This window comes from Bacteroides sp. HMSC067B03 (assembly GCF_001811315.1).
GTDB classification, from domain to species: Bacteria; Bacteroidota; Bacteroidia; order Bacteroidales; family Bacteroidaceae; genus Bacteroides; species Bacteroides faecis.
The window spans coordinates 14657-38283 of sequence record NZ_KV804412.1; the positions used below are offsets into that span (position 1 = coordinate 14657).

General features: G+C 42.7%; 15 protein-coding genes and 1 pseudogene. 10 read left to right on the top strand and 6 right to left on the bottom strand.

Annotated elements, in window-relative coordinates; translation table 11 throughout:
- Positions 1-826: 826 nt before the first annotated feature.
- From HMPREF2794_RS19055 to HMPREF2794_RS19070, 4 genes are all read right to left on the bottom strand, one after another.
- Positions 827-2338, bottom strand: a complete 1512-nt coding sequence (locus HMPREF2794_RS19055) for a putative Ig domain-containing protein (RefSeq protein WP_070752247.1) — start codon at positions 2336-2338, stop codon at positions 827-829.
- A 61-nt stretch (positions 2339-2399) separates the two neighbouring features.
- Entirely contained in the window at positions 2400-3524 is a 1125-nt protein-coding gene (gene dprA / locus HMPREF2794_RS19060) for a DNA-processing protein DprA (protein ID WP_022301350.1), read from the bottom strand.
- The gene (locus HMPREF2794_RS19065) at positions 3521-3925 is read right to left on the bottom strand and encodes an acyl-CoA thioesterase (RefSeq protein ID WP_022301349.1); all 405 of its coding nucleotides are present in this window, start codon (positions 3923-3925) and stop codon (positions 3521-3523) included. Before HMPREF2794_RS19065 ends, dprA begins: the two co-directional genes overlap by 4 nt.
- Before the next feature lie 4 nt (positions 3926-3929).
- A complete protein-coding gene (locus tag HMPREF2794_RS19070; RefSeq protein WP_070752249.1) occupies positions 3930-5213 on the bottom strand; it encodes a peptidase U32 family protein in 1284 nt (427 codons plus the stop codon).
- A 138-nt stretch (positions 5214-5351) separates the two neighbouring features.
- Between HMPREF2794_RS19070 and dusB the strand changes: the two genes are divergently transcribed.
- Positions 5352-6344, top strand: coding sequence for a tRNA dihydrouridine synthase DusB (gene dusB / locus HMPREF2794_RS19075; protein WP_070752251.1), 993 nt, complete (start codon positions 5352-5354; stop codon positions 6342-6344).
- 14 nt (positions 6345-6358) lie between these two features.
- Here dusB and HMPREF2794_RS19080 read toward each other — a convergent pair whose 3' ends face one another.
- Both HMPREF2794_RS19080 and HMPREF2794_RS19085 read right to left on the bottom strand, forming a co-directional pair.
- Positions 6359-7324 carry a phosphatase PAP2 family protein gene (locus HMPREF2794_RS19080; RefSeq protein ID WP_010535859.1) on the bottom strand — a complete coding sequence of 322 codons (966 nt, stop codon included), beginning with the start codon at positions 7322-7324 and terminating at the stop codon, positions 6359-6361.
- A complete protein-coding gene (locus tag HMPREF2794_RS19085; protein WP_010535860.1) occupies positions 7315-8322 on the bottom strand; it encodes an NAD-dependent epimerase/dehydratase family protein in 1008 nt (335 codons plus the stop codon). The genes HMPREF2794_RS19080 and HMPREF2794_RS19085 overlap by 10 nt, the downstream gene beginning before the upstream one ends.
- Positions 8323-8460: 138 nt before the next feature.
- On the opposite strand from HMPREF2794_RS19085, the gene HMPREF2794_RS19090 reads away from it, so the two are divergent.
- The 9 genes and pseudogenes from HMPREF2794_RS19090 to rnr all read left to right on the top strand — a co-directional run bounded on the left by HMPREF2794_RS19090 (position 8461) and on the right by rnr (position 23574).
- Positions 8461-8955, top strand: a complete 495-nt coding sequence (locus HMPREF2794_RS19090; RefSeq protein ID WP_010535861.1) for an RNA polymerase sigma-70 factor — start codon at positions 8461-8463, stop codon at positions 8953-8955.
- Between the two features lie 80 nt (positions 8956-9035).
- Positions 9036-10208, top strand: a complete 1173-nt coding sequence (locus tag HMPREF2794_RS19095; protein WP_010535862.1) for a FecR family protein — start codon at positions 9036-9038, stop codon at positions 10206-10208.
- A gap of 154 nt (positions 10209-10362) precedes the next feature.
- Positions 10363-13950 (top strand): SusC/RagA family TonB-linked outer membrane protein, encoded by a 3588-nt coding sequence (locus HMPREF2794_RS19100; RefSeq protein ID WP_029425140.1) that lies wholly within the window; start codon positions 10363-10365, stop codon positions 13948-13950.
- A gap of 32 nt (positions 13951-13982) precedes the next feature.
- A complete protein-coding gene (locus HMPREF2794_RS19105) occupies positions 13983-15554 on the top strand; it encodes a RagB/SusD family nutrient uptake outer membrane protein (protein ID WP_010535864.1) in 1572 nt (523 codons plus the stop codon).
- 21 nt (positions 15555-15575) lie between these two features.
- Positions 15576-16526: pseudogene (locus HMPREF2794_RS19110) on the top strand (putative zinc-binding metallopeptidase).
- A gap of 13 nt (positions 16527-16539) precedes the next feature.
- Positions 16540-17886, top strand: a complete 1347-nt coding sequence (locus tag HMPREF2794_RS19115; protein ID WP_010535866.1) for a DUF4302 domain-containing protein — start codon at positions 16540-16542, stop codon at positions 17884-17886.
- A gap of 36 nt (positions 17887-17922) precedes the next feature.
- On the top strand, positions 17923-19002 hold the full coding sequence (locus HMPREF2794_RS19120; RefSeq protein ID WP_022301343.1) for a BACON domain-containing protein: 1080 nt from the start codon (positions 17923-17925) through the stop codon (positions 19000-19002).
- 39 nt (positions 19003-19041) lie between these two features.
- On the top strand, positions 19042-21270 hold the full coding sequence (locus tag HMPREF2794_RS19125) for a fibronectin type III domain-containing protein (RefSeq protein WP_070752253.1): 2229 nt from the start codon (positions 19042-19044) through the stop codon (positions 21268-21270).
- 147 nt (positions 21271-21417) lie between these two features.
- A complete protein-coding gene (gene rnr, locus HMPREF2794_RS19130; RefSeq protein ID WP_022301341.1) occupies positions 21418-23574 on the top strand; it encodes a ribonuclease R in 2157 nt (718 codons plus the stop codon).
- Positions 23575-23627: the final 53 nt, after the last annotated feature.

Genomic DNA, 23627 nt, shown 5'->3' on the forward strand with positions numbered 1-23627 from the left:
TATCAGCCCACACACCTCAATCAATATTTATTTTAGGACTATTAATTTTGTACCTAAGTATTAATAATCAGTTCAATATTAAAATCCTCTTATGTCAACTGATTTAACTTGATATTTCATGTAAAGATATTGATTATTCCCGAAAGCAGCACAATTATTAGCTAAAATTGATAGAGCAATTCTTACATTCGCCGTTATTACCATTCCAATAATTTCCTGTATAAAATGAATACTTCATTTTATGTACGATCTAATTACTAAATGAGAAGAAATATTCAGAGATATAGCCAGCCCTTTCAAGGACTCTCTTGAAAAATGCTGAATAGTTATGAACAATCGACGATTTGATTTATAATAAATTCTTTCACCGTTTATAATAAACGGTCTCTCGGTTTATTATAAACTCGTGCGATTGGTTTCAGACTTCTTTTCTTTGAATTTATGCAACAAAAAGGCTGAAAACTCCATAAAAGTTTGCAGCCCTTAGCTCATTTACGGGTTACTTACGCCCTAATCCTCATAAGGATCACCTAGATGTTTTATTATGATCTTATACTGTTTTGAAGTCAAAAACCGATGATTGTACGGCAAATAACCTGCCGGTATAAGCTCTTGATATTCCACATTCAGCCCCATTGTGTGCGATAACAGTGAAAATCCGTGAAAGAAATCAAAAGAGACCCAAATACAAGAAACTTAATTTGGAAGAAATGGCAAGAAGGCTTACATTTGTCATGTGATTTTTTTCATAGTATTAGATTTAAGGTTAACAAAGGTTGGAGCAAGGCGTTGCTCCTTTTTTTATGCCCCAACCTCATCCCTGTTCCTATTTCGGCTTACCACAAATATAAACTTTGCATTGATAAGGAGCCAGCTTTACAATCATACCATCCGCAGCATTTTCCGTAGAACGGCTATCGAGACTATATACCTGTTCCAAAGATAAACCTTCCACCGTTTTCGCGTTCAGTTCTATATTTTGCGGAGTATCCATCCGGTTGAAACAAGCGACAGCTTTACGACCATCAGCCAACGGTTTCACCCAAATATCATAATAATCCGCACGAATGCTGCGTTCTGCCTGCTTACCGAGCACATCCTGATTGATAGCAATCAAATCCTTGTCCAACAAAACCTGTAAAGTGCTATCATCCATGTTCCGTACATCATTTCCACAAAGCAAAGGAGAAGCCATCATACACCATAAGGCAAAATGAGACTTATATTGCTCCTGAGTACATCCTTTCGATTCCGAGCCGATGCTCATGCTCTTCCCGCCAATACCGACAACCAGCATATCCGGATCATTCCACCCGGAAGGTCCGGCATATTCATTCAAAGGAGCGTTGATTTCCAGAATATTCAGAATACCGCGCAGTCCACCCATCCGATTGGCCTCACGGTCCCATACATCTCCTATATCTCCCGAAACCCGCCACAAATGTCCTCCTACTTGCTTTGCCCATTTCCAAGGTTCACGCTGTCCCCACTCGCAAACAGAGAACACAATAGAACGACCGGTAGCACGCAAAGCCTTACCCATCTTAGCATATCGCTCCATAGCCTCCACCCTGCCGGCAGGAGCATTGCAATAATCATACTTCAACAAATCGACTCCCCAGGAAGCAAAATCTTTCGCATCCATTTCTTCGTACCCATAACTGCCACAAACACCGCCACAGGTTTTATCGGCTGCGTCAGAATAGATCCCGAGTTTAAAGCCCCGTTCATGCAGATAGTCAGCAACATATTTTATTCCACGAGGAAACTTCGCTTTATCAATCTGTATATGTCCGTCAGCCCCTCGCTCCGGCAGCTGCCAGAAGTCATCGATATTAATATAGGAATAACCCAGATCACGCATTCCGTTTGCCACCAGTGCATCCGCAGTCTGCAATACCAGTTCTTCCGTGAGATGTTGCCCGAAAGTATTCCAGCTGTTCCACCCCATAGGAGGAGTCAGCAGCAAATCGTCACCGATATGAATCTCGAGCTTTTGCGTACAGGTTCCCTGCGAATTCTTAGCTTTGAGAGTGACCATATATTCACCTTCCGAAGCGACTGTTCCTGTGATAATTCCTGTTTTCGAATCCAGTTTCAAGCCTTTCGGTAACTTCTCAGCACTCCATTCCATCGGTCGCTGGCCGGTAGTAGGAATATAAAACATGAAAGGAGTTGCCGTATAATTGGCTATCACCCGGGGAGGATGAATGCTCGGTGCTCCTTCAAAAAAAATTTGATTGATGTTTGTTTGAGGTTTATCTCCGGCAAACAAAGATACGTTTACTACAAAAAAAGCAAGAATAGATAAGATAAAGAAAGAATGTGTTTTGCTCATGGGGGTATTATTTTTTAATTAGGCTGCTAATATAACGAAAAAACAAACAATATCCAGACAATTAAGTCAGTAATTGATACATCCCTCCGGCCAATACCCGTACAACTCCTTTCATTTCAAGTTCAAAAAGAATAGCATTCATTTTATGAACGGGAATGTCAGTTTCCACCACCAGCGTGTTAATCTGCAGATTTCCGCGTTGTGCCAGAATATCAACGATTTGTTGTTCTTCTCCGGACAAATCGGGAAACAGGTCACGCTGTACATTGGCTGTTTTTTCCACGCAGGAAGCAGAACTCCAGCCCATTGTCTGCACAAAGTCTTCGGCAGATAAAAGCAGAGAAGCTTTATTGTCGCGGATCAGTTGATTGCATCCCTTGGAATATTCGTCAGTAACCCGACCGGGAAAAGCAAAACAGTCACGGTGATAACTCTCCGCAAGTTCGGCAGTAATCAGGGAACCGCCTTTTGCGGCAGATTCTATCACAATCGTAGCATCGCACATACCTGCTACAATGCGGTTTCGGCTAACAAAATTATGCTTGTCCGGTGTTGTGCCGACAAGAAACTCAGTCAGCAGACCACCTCTGTCGAGCATATCAACAGCCGTTTTACGATGGAGAGAGGGATAGATACGGTCTAATCCATGAGCCAATACGCCTACCGTAGCCAGTCCATTATCCAAAGCGCTCCGGTGGGCATTGATATCAATGCCATAGGCAAGACCGCTGATCACTAACACATCAGGACATAACGCTTTCAAGTCACGAAGGAAAGTAGTGCAAAGTTGCGTTCCATAATCGGTAGCGTGGCGGGTACCCACCATATTTAGAATATGGAGAGCATTCAAATCCGCATTTCCCTTGAAGAAAAGCACGACAGGAGCATCCTCACACTCCCGCAAACGGGAAGGATAAGCTTCATCATAATAAGTCAGGCATTGAATGCGGTTCTTCTGCAGAAATCCGAGTTCCTGCTCTGCACGGGCAATGAGTGACGGACAATCCAGTGCGGCAGATATCCGTTCGTTAACTCCGGGAATACGTTCGGAAAGCTCTTTCCGGTAGCGGAAGACATCAGTGGCACTTTTCATGCCCTCTACCAGACGCTTCGCTCCAATGTGCCCGATACCGGGCACCATGGTCAGAGCGATGCTATAAATCTGTTCTTCTTCGTTATCGGTCATTTCAGGTATGGAGCAAAGACGTTGTCGAATAATTCGCTGCTACTCAAACGTCCGTTTACCACACATACCGTTTCAACAGTGGATTTCACTACTACTTTTTGATCACTTTTGCGGAAGATATCCTGATAGAATACATACTTGATACCCTCTTTTTTCATATATAGCTTGGAGACAAATTCATCTCCACTCTTCAACGGAGTCTTGAAAGCCATATTGATGCGCGCCACTACCGGATCGACTCCCTGCTCATGAAGCGCTGCAAAGCTAATCCCTACCGAGGTCAGAAACTCATGGCGGGTATGCTCCAGATAATGTTGATAATTGGCATTGTTGACAATACCTTGCAGGTCGCATTCATAATCGCGTACCTTCATCTCCAGCTCGTAAATGTACTGACTCATCTGTTTATCCTCTTTTCTGTTCTACATCAAGTCCTTTGAACTTCTTCAGTTCTTCGGTAGATACCAATTTATATAATTTGTCGCTGGGACGTATCTTGTCTGATTTCATCGAGAAGCGCTGTCCCTTCTTGACTGTTTCTACCGGTTTCAGATCGACGCGGGCTTCGTCCAGCGTCATGAAGACTGCACCGGTGGTTGGTCCCGTAATCAGCAATTTATCGCCTACACTGACTTCGGACGCCTCCACCAGAAATTCGGAAACGCCGATATTGGAGAAGTATTTGATACCTTTACCCACATAGATTTTACGCTCCGTAGCTGCCGAACCGTAATTCCGTGTCCATTCGCCAAGTCGTTGTCCGAGGTAATAGCCATCCCAGAATCCACGGTTGAAAACAGCTTTCAGACGTTCGTCCCAAGCTGCGATTTTTTCGTCTGTAAAGGTATCGTCCAAATAAGACTGAATCGCCTCTTTATAACATTCTACCACTGTACGCACATACTCAGGGCCACGGGCACGACCTTCGATTTTGAATACACGCACACCTGCATCCATCATCTTATTCATAAAATGAATAGTCTTCAGGTCTTTCGGCGACATGATATATTCGTTGTCGATATCCAGTTCCACATCTGTCTCCTTATCACGAACGGTATAAGAACGACGGCATACTTGCATACAAGCCCCCCGGTTGGCGGAGTGATTCATTTCATGCAAAGAGAGGTAGCACTTTCCGGAGACTGCCATACACAGAGCACCGTGACAGAACATCTCAATACGAATCTGTTCACCACTCGGTCCACAGATATTTTCTTCCCGGATCTGACGATAAATCTCTGCAACCTGCTCCAGATTCAGTTCGCGTGCAAGCACCACAACATCGGCAAACTGGGCATAAAATTTCAAGGCTTCCGCATTCGATATATTAAGCTGAGTAGACAAATGCACTTCCTGCCCGATCCGGCGGGCATAATTCATCACTGCCACGTCAGCAGCAATCACTGCAGATATTCCGGCTGCTTTGGCCGCATCGACAATAGTACGCATCAAAGGAATATCCTTATCATAGATAATCGTATTGACTGTCAGATAGCTTTTCATCCCGTGTTCGTCGCACGTCCGGGCTATCTCACGCAAATCATCAACGGTAAACGTATTGGCAGAACGGGCACGCATGTTAAGGTTTTCTATACCAAAATAGATAGAATCGGCTCCAGCCTGAATGGCTGCCGCAAGAGATTCGCGCGAACCGACAGGCGCCATTATTTCAAAGTCTTTTATATTCATTTTACTGTTCGATAATCATTAAAATGTGATAGGAGTATGCAAAGGTACGAATTAATCCGCATCCGTGAAACTTACCTCAACAAATAGTTCTTTCAGTTTTTATCCGTACCTTTGCACGGCAAAAAAGAAGTATCAATTATGAAGATAAACCATATAGACCTGGGAGAACATCCTATACTACTCGCCCCCATGGAGGACGTGACAGACCCGGCTTTCCGCCTGATGTGCAAAAAGTTCGGTGCCGACATGGTATATACTGAATTTGTATCGAGTGATGCATTGATACGTGCCGTCAACAAGGCCGCGCAGAAGTTGAGCATCAGTGACGAAGAGCGTCCTGTTGCCATTCAGATTTATGGGAAGGATACGGAAACAATGGTGGAAGCCGCCAAAATAGTGGAACAGGCACAGCCTGATATTCTCGATATCAACTTCGGTTGCCCGGTGAAAAGAGTAGCGGGAAAAGGTGCCGGAGCAGGAATGTTACAGAATATTCCGAAGATGCTGGAGATTACCCGTGCGGTAGTAGATGCCGTGAAAATACCGGTAACTGTAAAAACTCGTCTGGGATGGGATGCCAATAATAAAATCATTGTAGATTTGGCAGAACAATTGCAGGATTGCGGTATTGCCGCATTGACTATCCACGGTAGGACCCGTGCGCAAATGTACACCGGAGAAGCAGACTGGACACTGATAGGGGAAGTAAAAAACAATCCCCGCATGCATATTCCTATCATCGGCAACGGAGATGTGACTACGCCTCAACGCTGTAAGGAGTGTTTCGACCGTTATGGAGTAGACGCTGTCATGATCGGTCGTGCAAGCTTCGGACGCCCCTGGATATTCAAGGAAGTGAAGCATTATCTGGAAACAGGAGAAGCGCTTCCCCCACTCAGTTTTGAATGGTGCATGGAGGTATTACGACAGGAGGTAGTAGACAGTGTGAATCTGCTTGACGAACGTAGAGGTATTCTGCATGTACGCCGTCATCTGGCTGCCAGTCCGTTGTTCAAAGGCATTCCTAATTTTCGTAATACCCGTATCGCTATGCTTCGGGCGGAAACAAAGGAAGAATTGTTCCGGATATTTGATGAGATAACTGCCAATCTAGCATCTGTAGATCGATGATATACCAGATTGGTTTACTTAAACATCGGCTGCGCAAACCACTTCTTGAACATCCACGTTGCTACAACATATAAAACGAACGCTGAGAAGAAGCCTACAATAGCGTCAATAACATAATGCGCCTGAATATACACGGTAGCACCACAAAGTAGCATATAGAAAGGAATCAGGCAGGCAAAGAGCTTTTTGCTGCCACGCCACGCCATAATCATCAAGATAGTGGAAATGCCGACATGAGAACTGGGGAATGCAGCAGTAGGCCGTTCGCCTACCTGCTGCGAACCCTCTACCAGATTATAGAAGAACCCATGCTGATAGCCGGGACCGGGCAATAGTTCCTGATGATGATTGAAATAATCGCCAATAGCCGGGAAGATACCTTTCGACACATTATCGAACCCGATAGCCGGAAAATAGAATTGCGGTCCCGCCACCGGAACAAAGATATAAATGAGATAATAAATAAAGAAAGAAGTTACCAGTACAAATGACATCTTCTCAAACCATTCAAACTTATAGATAAAGTAGAATAACGTCACAATCAGCATCATCGGATAATAGAAGAAATATCCCAAATTGAATGCTTCGCTGACTATCAGATGCGGAAATGTGTGGCAGAACCAGATAGCAGGCTGCCCATTGAAGATAAATTGTTCGGCAACAGCAAATACATGATCAAGATTGGGGAAGAACCGGTTAAACTCAAACGTATCGGGATACCAGTACGAAAGCAGGCTCATCTGAATGACAACCCGCACAAATGCCGAGAACTTACAAGGTGCCAGCCGATAAAGATACATCAACAGGAAAGTCATTGCAGCAATCATCGCCCTATCCAGCAACATGTGCCATGGATGATCCATTCGCTGAAACAGGAACAGTATCAAGATGGAGGTCAACAGATTATAAATCAATGTAATCTTCTCCACAGCAAACAACCCCTTCCGGGTTTCCACTCGCTTAAATAAGTCTAAAGCCATCCTTCGTTTTTATACCAGGCAATCGTTTCACGAACTCCCTTCTCCAGATCATATTCGGGAGCATACCCTAACTCTGTCATTGCAGGGGTTATATCACATTGCCAGTTACGTTGTTTCATTATTTTATACTTGTCAGAATTCAGCGTACTGCTCTTCCCGGAACGCGTAGCAATAAATTCAGCGAGCAAAGATATAACTTTTAGCACAATTAATGGACATTTCATATGAATAACAAACGGATTGCCCAGTTCTTTTTGTATTAAGTCCGAAAATGTGCGGCTTTTATATACGTTTCCATCCGACAGGAAATACGCTTTTCTCGCTACTCTTTTCTCTATTCCAAGGAAGATGGCCTGCACAATATCCTTTACATAAATAAAAGTCAGATCCTGTCTCCGGAAACCCACCGAGAAGTCCACATGCTGACGGATGGACTTTGCCATCAGGAAATAATCCATTTCACGGGGACCGTAAACTCCTGTAGGACGATAAATGACATAAGGGAAACCGGGAATGCTCTGTATATAAAGTTCGGCTTTGAGTTTACTAAATCCATAAGCCGTATTAGGCATCGGAGAATCATCTGCCGAAATGGGCGAGTAATCTTTTTCATGCACCGGTCCGAATACGCTCAATGTGCTGATATAGATAAACTGCTTCGGAACCATATTGAGTGCCTTCAACGTATCAACAAAATATTTAGTCTGAAGATAATTTACATAATCAAATGTTTTCTTGTCCGAACACTTGGTGACTCCCGCACAATGAATAATGTAATCAAATTTGTTATACGTCCCTTTATGCCCGGAGAGTTGGGCACGCAATTCGTTGGGATGAGCAAAGTCCAGTTCCAGAAAATGAATCTTCCGGTTCTTCAAATACTGCTTGCTGCTGCTAGAACGGATTCCCGCCCACACACCAAACTTTCGTTTCAGTGCCTCTTCGACAATAAAACTTCCAATGAATCCACTTGCACCTGTAATTAGAATACTCTCCATTAATATAGTCCTAATATATAAGAAAAGAATGACGCTACAAAGATACAATAAATATAAAACAAAAGCCATTTTGCTTTTCTCAATTATTATTTGTTTATTTGCAACGCAATTTATTTACTATTCAACACTTTAAAGCACGTGGAAGACAAAGCAGATTTCGACTATCTTTTTAAAGAGTACTACCCCCAACTTTATTATTATGCATTCCATCTGATCAATAATATGGAGGCTAGTAAAGATATCGCAAGTGATGCTTTCGAATTTATTTGGACTAACTATGCCAAGATTGATAAAACCACAGCCAAATCTTATCTCTATGTTTACGTCCGTAACAAATGCATCGATTACTTGCGTCATCAGAACGTACACGAACAATATGTTCAATTATATATAAAACTGACCGAATCATACACAGAAACAGAATACAAAGAATATGACGAAAGGATGATGCGCATCCACAAAGCTATTTCAACGCTTACTGCCCACACCCGGCATATCCTTGAAGAATGTTATGTACGAAGAAAAAAATATCAGGAAGTGGCTGATGAACTGAATATAAGCGTAAGCGCTGTCCGAAAACACATTGTAAAAGCACTCTCTGTACTCCGTAAAGAGTTTGCTAAAAAAGAATAAAGAGGGTATCTAACTATCTTAAACAAACGTATTAAAATAAGTAATAGAAATAAAAACAACCAAGAACTGAAAAGTTATTTATGGATAAGGACAAAGGTTACAACGATATAAATGATTCCATCAAAAAAGCATTAGATATCATGGAATCCCCCTCAGAGCTCAATGAGAAAGAAACGTCCGGCGCTCTTGAAGATGATGAATGCCTGCAAACATGCCGTGACATCATGGATATGAATGTAGCGTTACAACAACAGCAAACTCCCGGATCGATAGACGTAGAAGCTGAATTAGTTCGTTTCAAAGCGAAACACACTAAGCGAAAACCTTTTGCCGGACTGAAACTCGCCATCAGTCTGGTCTCAGCGGCGGCTATCCTCACAGGTCTTGTATTCATCATATCCAATACTCTGGATATATTCCCGACTCCTGACCCAATCACCGTCTTTACAGCAGATAATACTCCCCAAGAAATTACCCTGCAAGCTGAAGACGGAGAGAAAATGATATTAGGTGAATCACAAAAAGATCCGAAAGTAGCTGCCAAAACCAAAGAATATCTGGATTACAGCCGTACTAAAAAGACAGTAGCCAATGTCCCTAATGCACAAAATACGATTCAAACTCATACACTGACCATCCCCAGAGGGCAGAACTTTAAAGTGATCCTTTGTGACGGAACAGAAGTATGGCTCAATGCAAATACCCGATTAATTTATCCCACGGCATTTGTAGAAAAAGAACGTACCGTATATCTGGAAGGTGAAGCATACTTCAAAGTAACCCCTAATAAACAGCAACCATTTATTGTAAAGACTCCAAGTATACAAACACGTGTACTAGGTACAGAATTCAATATACGCAGCTACAACCCGGAAGACTCTCACGTAGTACTTATCAATGGAAAGGTAGAAGTCAGTAACACCCAAGGGGGCGCCTACACTGCCATTACTCCGGGAGAAGATGCACATCTGCAAGCTGACGGCAATTTTATCCTGACGGAAGTAGATTTGGACTCTTACATTTACTGGAAAGACGGCTACTTCTACTTTGACGATGTCACTCTTCGGGAAATTATGCAAAATCTCGGACGCTGGTACAATGTAAGTATAGAATTCCGCAATAAAGAAGCTATGAACTACAAAATGCACTTTGTAGCTGATCGCCGGCTTGGGCTTGAACACACCATTCAATTACTTAATCGGATGAAAAAAGTAACCGTAACTTTAAACGGCAATACTCTTACTATCGATTAGTATTTTCATACAAAAAGTATACAAAAGCACAAAGAAAACAACAAAATATTATCTTTTAAAGAAAATAATTCGCAAAAGGGGTGTCTTAAATTTCCTTTCATACGCACTATTAATATAAAACAAGTTCAAAATAGTGTTATTTAAAATCAAACGTATGAAAAGAAACTGGTATTTATTTATCGTGTGCCTCCTATGCGTATGCTTACTGCCACGACCGGCAGAAGCTCAGACACAAAACGAAAAGAAAATCACGTTGGAATTCAACAATGAACGCTTGCCTTCTGTGTTGAAACGTCTGGAGAAAGTATCAGGATACAAAATCCTGTTTACGTATGATGATGTCAAGAAATTCACAGTCTCGGGGTCCGTAAAAGACAAGAGCATAAAGCAAGCACTAGACATCATACTCATCGACAAGCCATTAGAATACCATATAGATGGCCAGTTTATCACAATCACTCCTACCGGCCCATCCAAACAGGCTAAAATATTCGATGTTAACGGAGTAGTCATATCCGGAGATGACGGGCAACCGCTCATCGGAGCCACCGTACAGATTAAAGGCAGCAAATCCGGAGTACTGACAGACCTGAATGGTAAATTCTTTATCGAGAAAGTAGCCAGCAACTCTATTTTACAGTTCTCTTATATTGGCATGCATCCACAGGAGCTAACTGCCACTCCAACGATGAGTGTTACACTAAATACCGATGTGCAAACGCTGTCGGAAGTCGTAGTCACAGGTATGCAGAAAATGGATAAACGATTGTTTACCGGTGCTACTGCACAGCTATCCGCTGAAGAAGTAAAACTCGACGGTATGCCCGAAATCAGTCGTGCGCTGGAAGGACGTGCCGCCGGTGTATCAGTTCAAAATGTATCGGGAACATTTGGTACTGCTCCTAAAATCCGGGTTCGTGGTGCTACCTCTATATATGGTAGTTCCAAACCTCTGTGGGTGGTGGATGGAGTTATTATGGAAGACGCAATTGAAGTCGGTGCAGACGATCTCTCTTCGGGAGACGCAGAAACATTGATCAGTTCTGCTATTGCCGGTCTGAATGCGGACGACATTGAAAGCTTTCAGATATTGAAAGATGGCTCTGCAACTTCTATTTATGGAGCACGTGCTATGGCAGGTGTAATTGTCGTTACCACCAAAAAAGGAAAAGCCGGTATTAACAAGATTAGTTATACAGGTGAATTTACCACTCGTATGATCCCCACCTATAACGAATTCAACATTATGAATTCACAGGAGCAAATGGGAGTTTATAAAGAAATGGAACAAAAAGGATGGTTAAATTACAGTGACATCTATCGCGCTGCCAATAGTGGTGTATATGGTCGTATGTATAAGCTTATCAATACTTTCGACCCTGTCACCGGACAATATGCCATATCCAGTACTGAAGAAATGAACGCTTATCTACGCGAAGCAGAAATGAGAAATACCGATTGGTTTGATGCTTTATTCTCTAATAATATTTCACAGAACCACTCGGTCAGCATTACTTCCGGAACTGAAAAGTCTTCTTTCTATGCATCATTGAGTGCAATGCTCGATCCGGGATGGTACAAACAAAGTGAAGTGAAACGCTATACAGCAAATGTAAACACAACTTATAACGTACTCAAAAATCTATCCGTCAACCTGATTTCAAGCGCATCCTACCGTAAGCAAAAAGCACCCGGAACCATTAGCTCTACCGTCAACGCCGCAAATGGAGAAGTCAGTCGCAGTTTTGATATCAACCCATATTCTTATGCCATCAACACTTCTCGAGCAATGGACCCGAACGCTTATTATACTTCCAATTATGCTCCATTCAATATTTTACATGAACTAGACAATAACTACATTGAACTGAATGTAGTAGATGTGAAATTTCAGGGAGAGATAAAATGGAAAGCCCTTCCCGAACTGGAGTTTAGCGCATTAGGATCATTAAAATATCAGGCCAGTTCTCAAGAGCACAATATCCTGGATAACTCTAATCAGGCAACAGCATATCGCACAGGTATGGATGACGCAACCATTCGTAACAACAATGGGCTGCTTTACAGCGATCCGGATGATATTTACTCATTACCTATCAGCATTCTGCCACGAGGAGGCATCTATCAACGTAAAGATTACAAAATGTTAGGATTGGATTTCCGTGCGACCGCTTCATGGAATCATTTATTTGCCGAGAAGCATATCACCAATGCTTTCGGAGGAATGGAAGTCAATGATCTCCGCCGTTCATACACCATGTTCAATGGTTGGGGGATGCAATACTCAATGGGTGAAACTCCATCCTATGTATATCAGTTTTTCAAGAAAGGATTGGAAGCAGACGATAAATATTATGCGCTGGAACACAGTTTGGCACGCAGTGTGGCCACATTTGCCAACGTGACCTATTCGTACGACGGGCGTTATACCATGAACGGGACATTCCGTTATGAAGGAACCAACCGCATGGGCAGAAGTCACTCTGCACGTTGGCTCCCCACCTGGAACCTGTCAGGAGCATGGAATGCTCATGAAGAAAACTTTTTCAAAAAGCTGGAACCAACTCTTTCACACCTCACTCTGAAAGTTTCTTATTCACTGACAGCCGACCGCGGTCCCGCCAATGTAACAAACTCACAGGCTATTTTCAGAGCTTATTCTCCCTACCGCCCTTTTACAGATATCCAAGAACCGGGAATCTTTATGGCAGACAGTGAGAACAGCGAACTGACCTATGAAAAGAAACATGAATTGAATATCGGTGGGGATATTGGTTTCCTTGATAACCGGATCAATCTGGCACTCGATTGGTATAAACGTAACAATTATGACCTCATCGGAGCGGCAATCACCCCGGGAGTTGGCGGAGGAGGAACTTATACGTATGCTAATGTAGCTTCAATGGAAAGTCACGGTATCGAGTTCACTCTTTCTACACAGAATATAAAGAAAAAGAACTTCAGCTGGAGCACAGACTTTATCTTCTCACATACCAAAAATAAAGTTACCGACCTTAAATCACTGGCAAATGTGATGGATTTAATTTCCGGTAACGGATTTGCCCGTGAAGGCTATCCGGTTCGTGGTTTGTTCTCTATCCCATTTGTAGGCCTGGACAAGAATGGTCTTCCCCTATTCGATATCAATGGTAAAATTACAAGCACAGAGATTGAATTCCAGGCACGTGACAATATCGATTATCTGAAATATGAAGGACCGACAGACCCGACTATCACCGGTAGTCTTGGAAACGTCTTCACATATAAAGGCTTCAAGCTAAATGTTTTCCTTACTTATTCATTCGGCAATGTAGTCCGTCTGGACCCGGTATTCAAAGCCAGCTACTCCGACCTGACAGCTATGCCGCGTGAATTTAAGAACCGATGGACACTACCCGGCGATGAAAGCCAAACAGATATTCCGGCAATAATCAGCTATCCGCAGTATAGCCATAATCTGAATCTGTCTTATGCCTACAATGCTTATAATTACTCAACGGCCCGCATCGCGAAGGGAGACTTCATCCGAATGAAAGAAATATCACTCGCCTATGAGTTTCCACGCACTTGGTTGAACCCGTTAAAGATATCCAACTTATCACTCAAATTACAAGCTACTAACCTCTTCCTGCTTTATGCAGATAAGAAATTGAACGGACAAGACCCGGAGTTCTTTAACACCGGAGGCGTAGCCTCTCCGGTACCCCGTCAGTTTACTTTGACATTGAGATTAGGATTATAAATTAACTAATAAGTTTATAAATAAAATTAGATATGAGAAAAAATATAATACATATAGGACTGATATTGCTACTAGCTCCATGCTATACAGCTTGCAGCAGTTTTCTGGATGAACTTCCGGACAACCGGACAGAGTTGGATACCGAACAAAGTATCGCCAATATCCTGGTATCTGCCTATCCGCAAAGTACAAATTGCGAAATAGGGGAATTATACAGCGATAACACAGACGAGAATAGTCGTGCATATGGTTACTGGCAAAAGGTAGAAGAGGACTTGTACAACTGGAAAGATACCTACGAAGAAGGACAAGATACTCCACAAGCCTTATGGGATGCCTGCTATGCGGCAATCGCCTCATCCAACCATGCACTGCAAGGAATCAAGAACCTGGGAAATCCGACATCGTTAAATCCCCAGAAAGGGGAAGCTCTGGTATGCCGTGCCTATGCTCATTTTATGCTGGCAACTACATTTTGCCAAGCATATAACAGTAATACAGCCGAACAGGAATTAGGCATTCCCTACATGGAAACACTTCAGACTACTGTAGCCCCCCATTACGAACGTGGTACGCTCGCCAGTGTATATCGAAAAATTGCAGCTGATCTAGAAGAAGGCATCCCTCTAATTAACGATGATGCCTATTCTATTCCCAAATATCATTTCAACAAGAAAGCGGCATATGCTTTTGCCGCACGTTTCTACCTCTATTATATGCAACCGGATTTCTCTAATTGCAAAAAAGTAGTAGAATACGCTAATCTTGTATTAGGAGCAAATGCCGATGAAGTACTGCGGGACTGGAAATATCTCGGGACCCTCAGCCCCAATGGAGACGTCCAGCCTAATGCTTATATCGATGCAAGTGAGCCCGCCAACCTACTCCTTCTCAGTACCAGCTCTACGCTTGGCGGAGTAATAGATGCCGGTTACGGACTCTGCATGCGCTACTCACACAATGCTGTAACCGGGCTGGAAGATTGTTATTCAACCGGACTATGGGGTGCCTACACCAGATTCCGCCAACAACCATTTGAACCTTCGCGATCACCTAAAATCTCTTTCCGCCGGATCACTCTAATGGCAAAAATAGCCGTATCAGGCGGTGGGTTTTATCCTTACGCCATGGTTCCTGCATTCACTACTGATGAAACTCTGATCACTCGTGCAGAAGCATACACCTATCTGAAACAATATGATAAAGCTGCCGCCGACATCACTTCCTGGCAGAAGTCCTTTACTACCCATACGCAAACGATAACTCCGGAAATGGTTGACCAGTTTTACGGAAGTATGAAATACTATAATCTTAATGAAGGAGTTATCACTCCTAAAAAGACCTTGTCTCCGGACTTTACGCTTGAACCCGGCAGACAGACTAACTTCATTCATTGTATCCTGCATCTGCGCAGAATCACCACACTGGGAGAAGGCCTACGCTGGCAAGATATAAGACGATACGGCATTACTGTACAACGCCGTTACTTTGAAAACGAAGAATTAATGGACATTACTGATACCATGGACAAAAACGACTTGCGCAGGGTCGTCCAGATTCCGGCAAATGTAATAGCAGCAGGTATAGAAGCAAATCCAAGATAAAAAGAGAAAGGAGAAAAGAATATGAAACAATACATCTTATTATACGCATTATTCATCGCCACAGCAATCTGCTTGGGCGCATGTAACAATGATGAGGATATCGATACTGCAAACAGCATCTTCCCGATGGAAGAAACTACCGGCAATGCATTCGATCATTGGTTATTCAGAAATTACATGAATACCTACAACGTCACCTTCAAATACCGTATGGAAGATATCGAAAGCGATCAATCCAAGAATTTGATCCCTGCCGATTATAATAAGTCGGTGGTATTAGCCAAAATTGTAAAGCATGTCTGAATGGAAGCATATGATGAGCTGTGCGGCATTAACTTCCTGCGGGTTTACATTCCCAAAACGATACATCTGATAGGTTCTCCGGCTTACGATAAAAGCGGGACAATGGTACTTGGAACAGCAGAAGGGGGAATGAAAATTACCCTTTACAATGTAAATAGCCTGAATGTGGAAAACATTAATATAGAACAATTAAACAAATTCTATTTCAAAACAATGCATCATGAGTTCGCTCATATTCTGCATCAGACAAAAAATTACGATCCTGCCTTCGACCGCATCACCGAAAATGCATATATCGGAAGCAACTGGTATGTGTATACCGATCCGGAAACCGGAAAACAAAGTTCACGCACCGACCAGCAAGCCTGGCAAGCAGGTTTTGTCAGCCCCTATGCAATGAGCGAGGCCCGAGAAGATTTTGTTGAAAACATCGCTATATATGTCACCCACGATGAGTATTATTGGAAATCCATGTTAGCTGCCGCAGGAGAAAGCGGTGAAGCAATAATCAACAAAAAATTCAATATTGTCTATAATTATATGAGAGATACCTGGGGAATAGATTTAGATGATCTGCGTTCTGTCGTACTACGGCGTCAGGATGAAATTTATTCTTTAGATCTGAACACTATCGATATTGAAGACGACATCAACTCTACCAACAACTAAAAAGACACTGATTATGAAGCAAAAAATATTAACCTACTTTATATTGGTTACAGCCTGCATCGGTCTTCATTCCTGTTTATTTCAACAGGATGATTATTTCGATAAGTCCTCTGCCGAACGTGCCGCTGCAGATGTTATTAAATGTAGCGAACTATTAAAAAGCTCTCCAAACGGTTGGCTGCTGGAATATTATATTGGCTCCGGCTATGCTATGGGAGGTATCACTCTCCTTTGTAAGTTTGATGACAAAAAAGTGACGATGGCTTCTACACTAAGTACCCCTAATGTACCATCAGGAGTTTTTATAGAATCTCTCTATCAGGTGGTTTCCGAACAATCCACCATGCTCACATTTGACAGCTATAATGAGCTGATTCATGCTTTTGCAGCTCCGGCAGGCAGTGGAAACGATGCAAATGCCAACATGGGGGGAGACTATGAGTTTATTATCATGGATGCTTCGGATAACCAGATCACTCTACTAGGAAAGAAATATGGTAATACAATGACCATGACACGAATGCCGGTAACAACTAAATGGAAAGAGTATATCAGGGGAGTGAATGAAATAGAAGAGAATGCTTATTTATATCAATTCGATATAATGGCAGGAGGAGAAAAAATCGGTTATTTAAAACGTGATAACTATACGCTGTCATTTAGTGGAAAAACAGAGACCTCTTCCACAACGATCCCCTTTGTCTTTACTCCCAACGGACTTCACTTCCGCGAACCTGTTATTATCAATGGCAAAAAAATGCAATATTTTGCCTGGGACAATGCGTTCATGACATTCACTTGTACGGATGAAAGTGCTCAAGGAGTAAAATTAGTATCCCTTTATCCGGAAGGTTATCTTTATTATCATGATCTTCTTGGTAGTTACAAGTTCAAATGTAAAGCATTGACACAGCCGGAAAGTGGTAAAGAGCAGACGTTCGAAAGTAAAGAGTTCGACATCACCATTTCACAAAATGTAGAGAACAAAAGCTTTAACTTATCAGGTCTCAATGTACCTATCAGCATCACCTATGACCGTTCCAGTGGCAAGATGATTATACCGGTTCAGGCATTAGGCTCAATAAACGGCTATTACGGTGCATTGTCATTTGGCAACGGCATGTCGTACATTCCTTATTTCATGAGTACGGAAACAGGCTATTACTTCTCTGTGGTAAGCAAGACAGAAAGCACTTCTCCACTAACAATAAGTTTCAAAGACGAAGGAACTTTTAGCCAGTTGACCGGAGCGGAACCTACTGCACTTGTATTCCAAGGTTATACTTCACCCGCATATAGCCAAAGTACTCTTGGCGGATGGGTAGGCTGGTATGACGACTATACAATTGAAAAGCAATAATAACCTGAATGCTGAACATTTTAAAAAGTATCAAGAATGAAAAAGTTACTAAATATATTCATACTGACGTTATGTATGTTGATTGCAGGATGCGACAATGATGACTCAAGCGTATCCGTATTGAAGGTCATCCAATCAGACGTAACGTTCAAAGCCGCCGGTGGAACAGGTTCTATCCGCATAGAAGCAACCGGTGACGTGACGGCAGTTGCAGACGCAGACTGGTGTACAATAAAAGAAACAAGCCATGAGATGGTTACATTTGACGTAAAGGAGAATTACGACTTTCCGGGACGATCTGCACAAATTATCATTCGTAATGAAGCAAATACACAGAGAGTAACCGTTACACAGCAAGGCGCCATCATCATTTATAACGAAAATGATTTGCAACAGGCTACAGGAAACGAAAAGAGTTCGTTGATTATTGCGCTGAAAGGTTCATTTCCATTTAAAGTAAACATTCCCGAAGATGCCAAAGAATGGTTATCTTACGAATTAGTAGATGAGGGTATCCAATTTAACTTCGAGAAAAACACCACCAATACTGTACGCGGAACATCTGTAGAAATTACAAATGGGGTACGTACTGCCGTATATGTGCTTATGCAATATGATGCCGAAAACTTACTGGGAAGCTGGGTAGCTAGTTTCAATCGTATCTGGCAAAAAGATTCGGCTACAGGTAAAGGTCCGGCCAGTATAAAAGAAAGCGAAGAGAATGGAACTTATGTTATTTCTCTTCCTAATTCCAGCCTCTTCCCGATGACTCTGGAAGCAACCTATACCGACCATGGTTTCAAGATTGCATCCGGACAATACCAAGGAGAAACAAAGGTAGAAAATGAAGACGGTACAATGACAACTACGTTATATATTTATTCGGGAATAGCCTCCGGTTATTATAGTTATTGGTTTCCTGAGCAAAGCGTCAACCTTGCTCCGACTATGATAAACGGAGAAATTGTATTGACTTTACAAGATAATGGAAGTGCCGAAGGAGATACTATTGCCGACTTACTGCTAGGATTCTTCCTGGAAAAAGACAATATATCACAAAATACTTTTGTGCCATCCCTTACCATGGACATTTACAATCTTAAATTATTCAGATAATTAGTTCATATTACCCAGATACATTAAAATATCAATTATATGAAAACAATATTCTATTGGGTTATTCTTAGTATCATATGCGGTTTCACACTTACTATCGCATCATGCTCAGACGATGATGACGTAACTTCGTTATCAGCCCCAGGAGATATCAAATACAGCGATATATCCAGCAACTCATTTAAAGTAACATGGACAGCTGATCCCAATGCTACAAGTTACATTGTAAAAATCAAAGACGAATGGAGAGAATTGACAGACAAAACTCAGACCGTATCCGAACCCAGCGCTACTTTCACCGGATTGGAATCAGAAAATAAATATTGGGTAGCAGTCTGTTCAACAACAGCAAATGCTTCCTCAGCCTCTCCTTTCAGCAAATGGATAGCCGTCAAAATGCCGGAAGGTTCTGTTGCCAGAACTTTTGCCTCCGGTGAGGGAACCGAACAATATCCATTTATCATCAAAACTGCAGGACAGTTAAAACTGATGGCTTATCTAGTTAACAAAACCAATGAAATTAAAAACACTCAGGCAATACTTGCTACAGATCAGGATGAGATTGAAATAGAAATGGACCCAACTATTGACTATACAAAAGCTTATTATGAACTGGGAAACGATATCGATATGAGTGGAGTAAACGACTGGACTCCGATAGGTACAGGACTTGACAACGAAAACATTGCTATGCCCGAAAAGAATATGTTCAGTGGTAGTTTTGATGGAAAAAACCATACTATACACAACTTTACCATCAATTACTCCAGCAATAATACAAGTGCCATGTGTGGTTTATTCGGTTTGTCCAAATCCGGTTGCACCATCTCTAACTTAAACGTAGAAGGGGATATCACAGCTGTGCATACAGGAACCCAAGAAACAGCCAATTATTTAGTTATAGGAGGCATATTGGCTTACGGTTATCAGGCAGTCATTACTAATTGTACCTTTAAAGGTAGTATCCGTGCTTCATTCACCACCGATACAGACGGCACATCCATCGTTGGAGGGATATGCGGTACGATACTAGGTACAATCAATCAATGTACGGTGAATATTCCAGCTTCGTCGGAATTTATAGTCAACGGGGCCACTCCTCAAGTAGGTGCCATTGCCGGATATGGAAACAGCGGTTATATTACGTATTGTAAGGCAGTAGTTGACGGTTCGATCCTGGCAGAATCTAAACCAATTGATGACTCACGTGAATATGGAAGTGCAAGAGCACATGCCGGAGGTATATGTGGTGCTTCAAGCGGCTCAAGCATAGGTGCCTGCGATGTCACAATCAACGGAAGTATACATGCCAAAAGTAAAAAGTCATCCGAAGAAGGCTCCATCAGTACATCGGCTGCTGTGGGAGGAGTTTCCGGTAGTTATGCAGCCGATATGTTCGGCAATTGCAACATTCTCATTAAAGGAAGCTTAAAAGCAGAAGCCGACAATTCGGTAGATGTCGGCGGGGCCATTGGTTCACAAGTCAGAGCAGGCTACGGATGCAGTGCATTACATGTAACTATTTTGGGTGAAATAGCAGGAACATGTAGCAGCAGCGGATCTAGTTCGGATGCAACGTATGTAGGAGGCGTATATGGTACGGGGAGTTTCCAAATGGGAGGAATCTCAGACTCTGACGTAACTCTCAAAGGTAAAATTACGGCAGAACATCCCCAAATAGCGATGGCAGGTGGCATTGCAGGCAGTACATCCACCTTAACCCGTTGCTGGACAAACATTGACACGAATGCCCTCTTATCAGTAAAAGGAGGTACAGCAGGAGCTTCTTGTGGAGGTATAACGGCAAATTTACTGAGCGGAGGTATTTATGGCTGCTACACAGTCTGCAGAGGAACAATGCAGGCAACATCCGAAACGGCAAGTGGAAGAAACAGCATAAATATAGGTGGTATTGCCGGAGCTGCCAGTGGTACTATGAGGGCACGTAAAATACTAACCGGATGCTACTCTCTCATTGAAGGCAGTCTGACCGGTAATGGAGAAACAGTATTTGCCGGAGGCATTGTTGGTATGAGTAATGCCTATACAAACATGAACTCCACTTACTGGTGGAGTGCTTCCGATGCAATAAAAGGACATTCCGGCATAATAGGAGAATCGGATGTATTTAAGATGCAGGATTCCAGTCAAGCCAGCCTTGAGGAAGCAGCCCAAGAAATGAATATCGCATTAAAAGACTCCGGATACGGATACTTCTTCTACCGCGAAAAAGACAAGTGTCTGAACATTACGACAACACTACCATAATCATCTCTCTTTTAAGTTACCCCTGCCACCCTTGACCTCCTTTATAGAGATAAAGTATCAAGGGTGGTTTATTTTTTCTCGCCTCAAAGTTTCTACAAGGAAAATAATCTTATATCTTTGTATCAACATATTTTAAATGACTACATTATGGCGAAAAAGAAAGAAAAGAAAGAGAAAAAGGCCGGCAAAAGAATGAATAAGAAAGAGCTGGCAGCGTTATTGATTAACTTTTTCCATGCCAAACCAAGCGAGACGCTTAGTATGAAATACATTTTCTCGGAATTGCATCTCACTACTCATCCGCAGAAAATGCTATGCGTTGATATATTACATGACCTTTTAGATGACGACTATATTTCTGAAATTGAAAAAGGAAAGTTCCGGCTGAACAATCACGGAACGGAAATGACGGGTACTTTCCAGCGCAAGAGCAATGGGAAGAACTCCTTCATTCCCGAAGGTGGAGGCGAGCCGATCTTTGTTGCCGAACGAAATTCGGCACATGCGATGAACAATGACAAAGTAAAAATCACCTTCTATGCCAAAAGAAAAAATAAAGACGCAGAAGGAGAAGTAATAGAAATACTGGAACGTGCCAATGATACATTTGTCGGTACTCTGGAAGTAGCCAAATCATACGCCTTCTTAGTCACAGAGAACCGTACGCTTGCCAACGACATCTTCATCCCGAAAGAAAAGCTGAAAGGCGGAAAAACCGGAGACAAGGCAATCGTAAAAGTAACCGAATGGCCGGATAAGGCAAAGAATCCTATCGGACAAGTGATCGATATTCTGGGTAAAGCAGGAGATAATACGACAGAGATGCACGCTATCCTTGCCGAATTCGGCTTGCCCTATGTATACCCGAAAGCGGTAGAGACTGCCGCCGATAAAATTCCTGCAGAAATTACTCCGGAAGAAATAGCCAGACGCGAAGACTTCCGTAAGGTAACGACTTTCACCATTGACCCGAAAGATGCCAAAGATTTTGATGACGCACTTTCTATCCGTCCCATAAAAGACGGTTTGTGGGAAGTGGGTGTACACATCGCCGACGTGACACATTACGTAAAAGAAGGAGGCATCATCGACAAGGAAGCAGAGAAGCGGGCGACTTCCGTTTATCTGGTAGACCGGACCATCCCCATGCTTCCCGAACGGCTATGTAACTTCATCTGTTCCTTGCGTCCGAATGAAGAAAAACTGGCATTCTCCGTCATCTTCGACATCACGGAGAAAGGAGAAGTCAAAGATTCACGTATCGTACACACTGTCATCAACTCCGACCGCCGTTTCACCTACGAAGAAGCGCAACAGATTATCGAAACCAAGGCCGGCGACTTCAAGGAAGAAGTACTGATGCTGGATACGATAGCCAAAGCACTGCGTGAGAAACGTTTTGCGGCAGGAGCCATCAACTTCGACCGCTATGAAGTGAAGTTTGAAATTGACGAGAAGGGAAAACCCATCAGCGTTTACTTTAAAGAGTCCAAAGACGCCAATAAGCTGGTAGAAGAATTCATGCTGCTCGCTAACAGGACGGTGGCGGAAAAGGTGGGACGCGTACCCAAGAATAAGAAACCGAAAGTACTTCCTTACCGTATCCACGATCTGCCCGATCCGGAGAAACTGGAGAACTTGTCACAGTTCATCGCCCGCTTCGGCTACAAAGTGCGTACAAGCGGAACAAAAACAGACATATCAAAGTCTATCAACCATTTGCTGGATGATATTCACGGAAAGAAGGAAGAGAATCTCATTGAAACCGTATCCATCCGTGCCATGCAGAAAGCGCGTTATTCTACGCACAACATCGGACACTACGGACTGGCATTCGATTATTATACCCACTTTACTTCGCCGATCCGTCGTTTTCCGGATATGATGGTACATCGTCTGGTAACGAAGTACATGGACGGAGGGCGAAGCGTATCCGAAACAAAATATGAGGATCTCTGCGACCACAGTTCGAACATGGAGCAAATTGCCGCCAATGCCGAACGTGCTTCCATCAAATACAAACAGGTAGAATTCATGAGCGAGCGACTCGGACAGATTTATGACGGAGTAATCTCGGGTGTGACGGAATGGGGGCTTTACGTTGAACTCAATGAAAACAAATGCGAAGGTATGGTTCCGATCCGTGACCTGGATGACGACTATTATGAATTTGACGAAAAGAACTATTGTCTCCGCGGACGCCGCAAAAACAAGATATACAGTTTAGGAGATGCTATCACGATCCGTGTGGCACGTGCCAATCTGGAAAAGAAGCAGTTAGACTTTGCGCTTATTGAGAAATAGAAGTAAATGCAATAAGTATATACTTAAAACTGATTGATAGTATTACTCATCTT

Excerpts from the sequence above, each read along its gene's own strand:
- HMPREF2794_RS19105 (WP_010535864.1), top strand. The coding sequence starts at position 13,983 with ATGAGAAAAAATATAATACATATAGGACTGATATTGCTACTAGCTCCA.
- HMPREF2794_RS19100 (WP_029425140.1), top strand. The coding sequence starts at position 10,363 with ATGAAAAGAAACTGGTATTTATTTATCGTGTGCCTCCTATGCGTATGC.
- dusB (WP_070752251.1), top strand. The coding sequence starts at position 5,352 with ATGAAGATAAACCATATAGACCTGGGAGAACATCCTATACTACTCGCC.
- HMPREF2794_RS19120 (WP_022301343.1), top strand. The coding sequence starts at position 17,923 with ATGAAAAAGTTACTAAATATATTCATACTGACGTTATGTATGTTGATT.
- rnr (WP_022301341.1), top strand. The coding sequence starts at position 21,418 with ATGGCGAAAAAGAAAGAAAAGAAAGAGAAAAAGGCCGGCAAAAGAATG.
- HMPREF2794_RS19065 (WP_022301349.1), bottom strand. The coding sequence starts at position 3,925 with ATGAGTCAGTACATTTACGAGCTGGAGATGAAGGTACGCGATTATGAA.
- HMPREF2794_RS19085 (WP_010535860.1), bottom strand. The coding sequence starts at position 8,322 with ATGGAGAGTATTCTAATTACAGGTGCAAGTGGATTCATTGGAAGTTTT.
- HMPREF2794_RS19095 (WP_010535862.1), top strand. The coding sequence starts at position 9,036 with ATGGATAAGGACAAAGGTTACAACGATATAAATGATTCCATCAAAAAA.
- HMPREF2794_RS19070 (WP_070752249.1), bottom strand. The coding sequence starts at position 5,213 with ATGAATATAAAAGACTTTGAAATAATGGCGCCTGTCGGTTCGCGCGAA.
- HMPREF2794_RS19125 (WP_070752253.1), top strand. The coding sequence starts at position 19,042 with ATGAAAACAATATTCTATTGGGTTATTCTTAGTATCATATGCGGTTTC.
- HMPREF2794_RS19080 (WP_010535859.1), bottom strand. The coding sequence starts at position 7,324 with ATGGCTTTAGACTTATTTAAGCGAGTGGAAACCCGGAAGGGGTTGTTT.
- dprA (WP_022301350.1), bottom strand. The coding sequence starts at position 3,524 with ATGACCGATAACGAAGAAGAACAGATTTATAGCATCGCTCTGACCATG.
- HMPREF2794_RS19115 (WP_010535866.1), top strand. The coding sequence starts at position 16,540 with ATGAAGCAAAAAATATTAACCTACTTTATATTGGTTACAGCCTGCATC.
- HMPREF2794_RS19055 (WP_070752247.1), bottom strand. The coding sequence starts at position 2,338 with ATGAGCAAAACACATTCTTTCTTTATCTTATCTATTCTTGCTTTTTTT.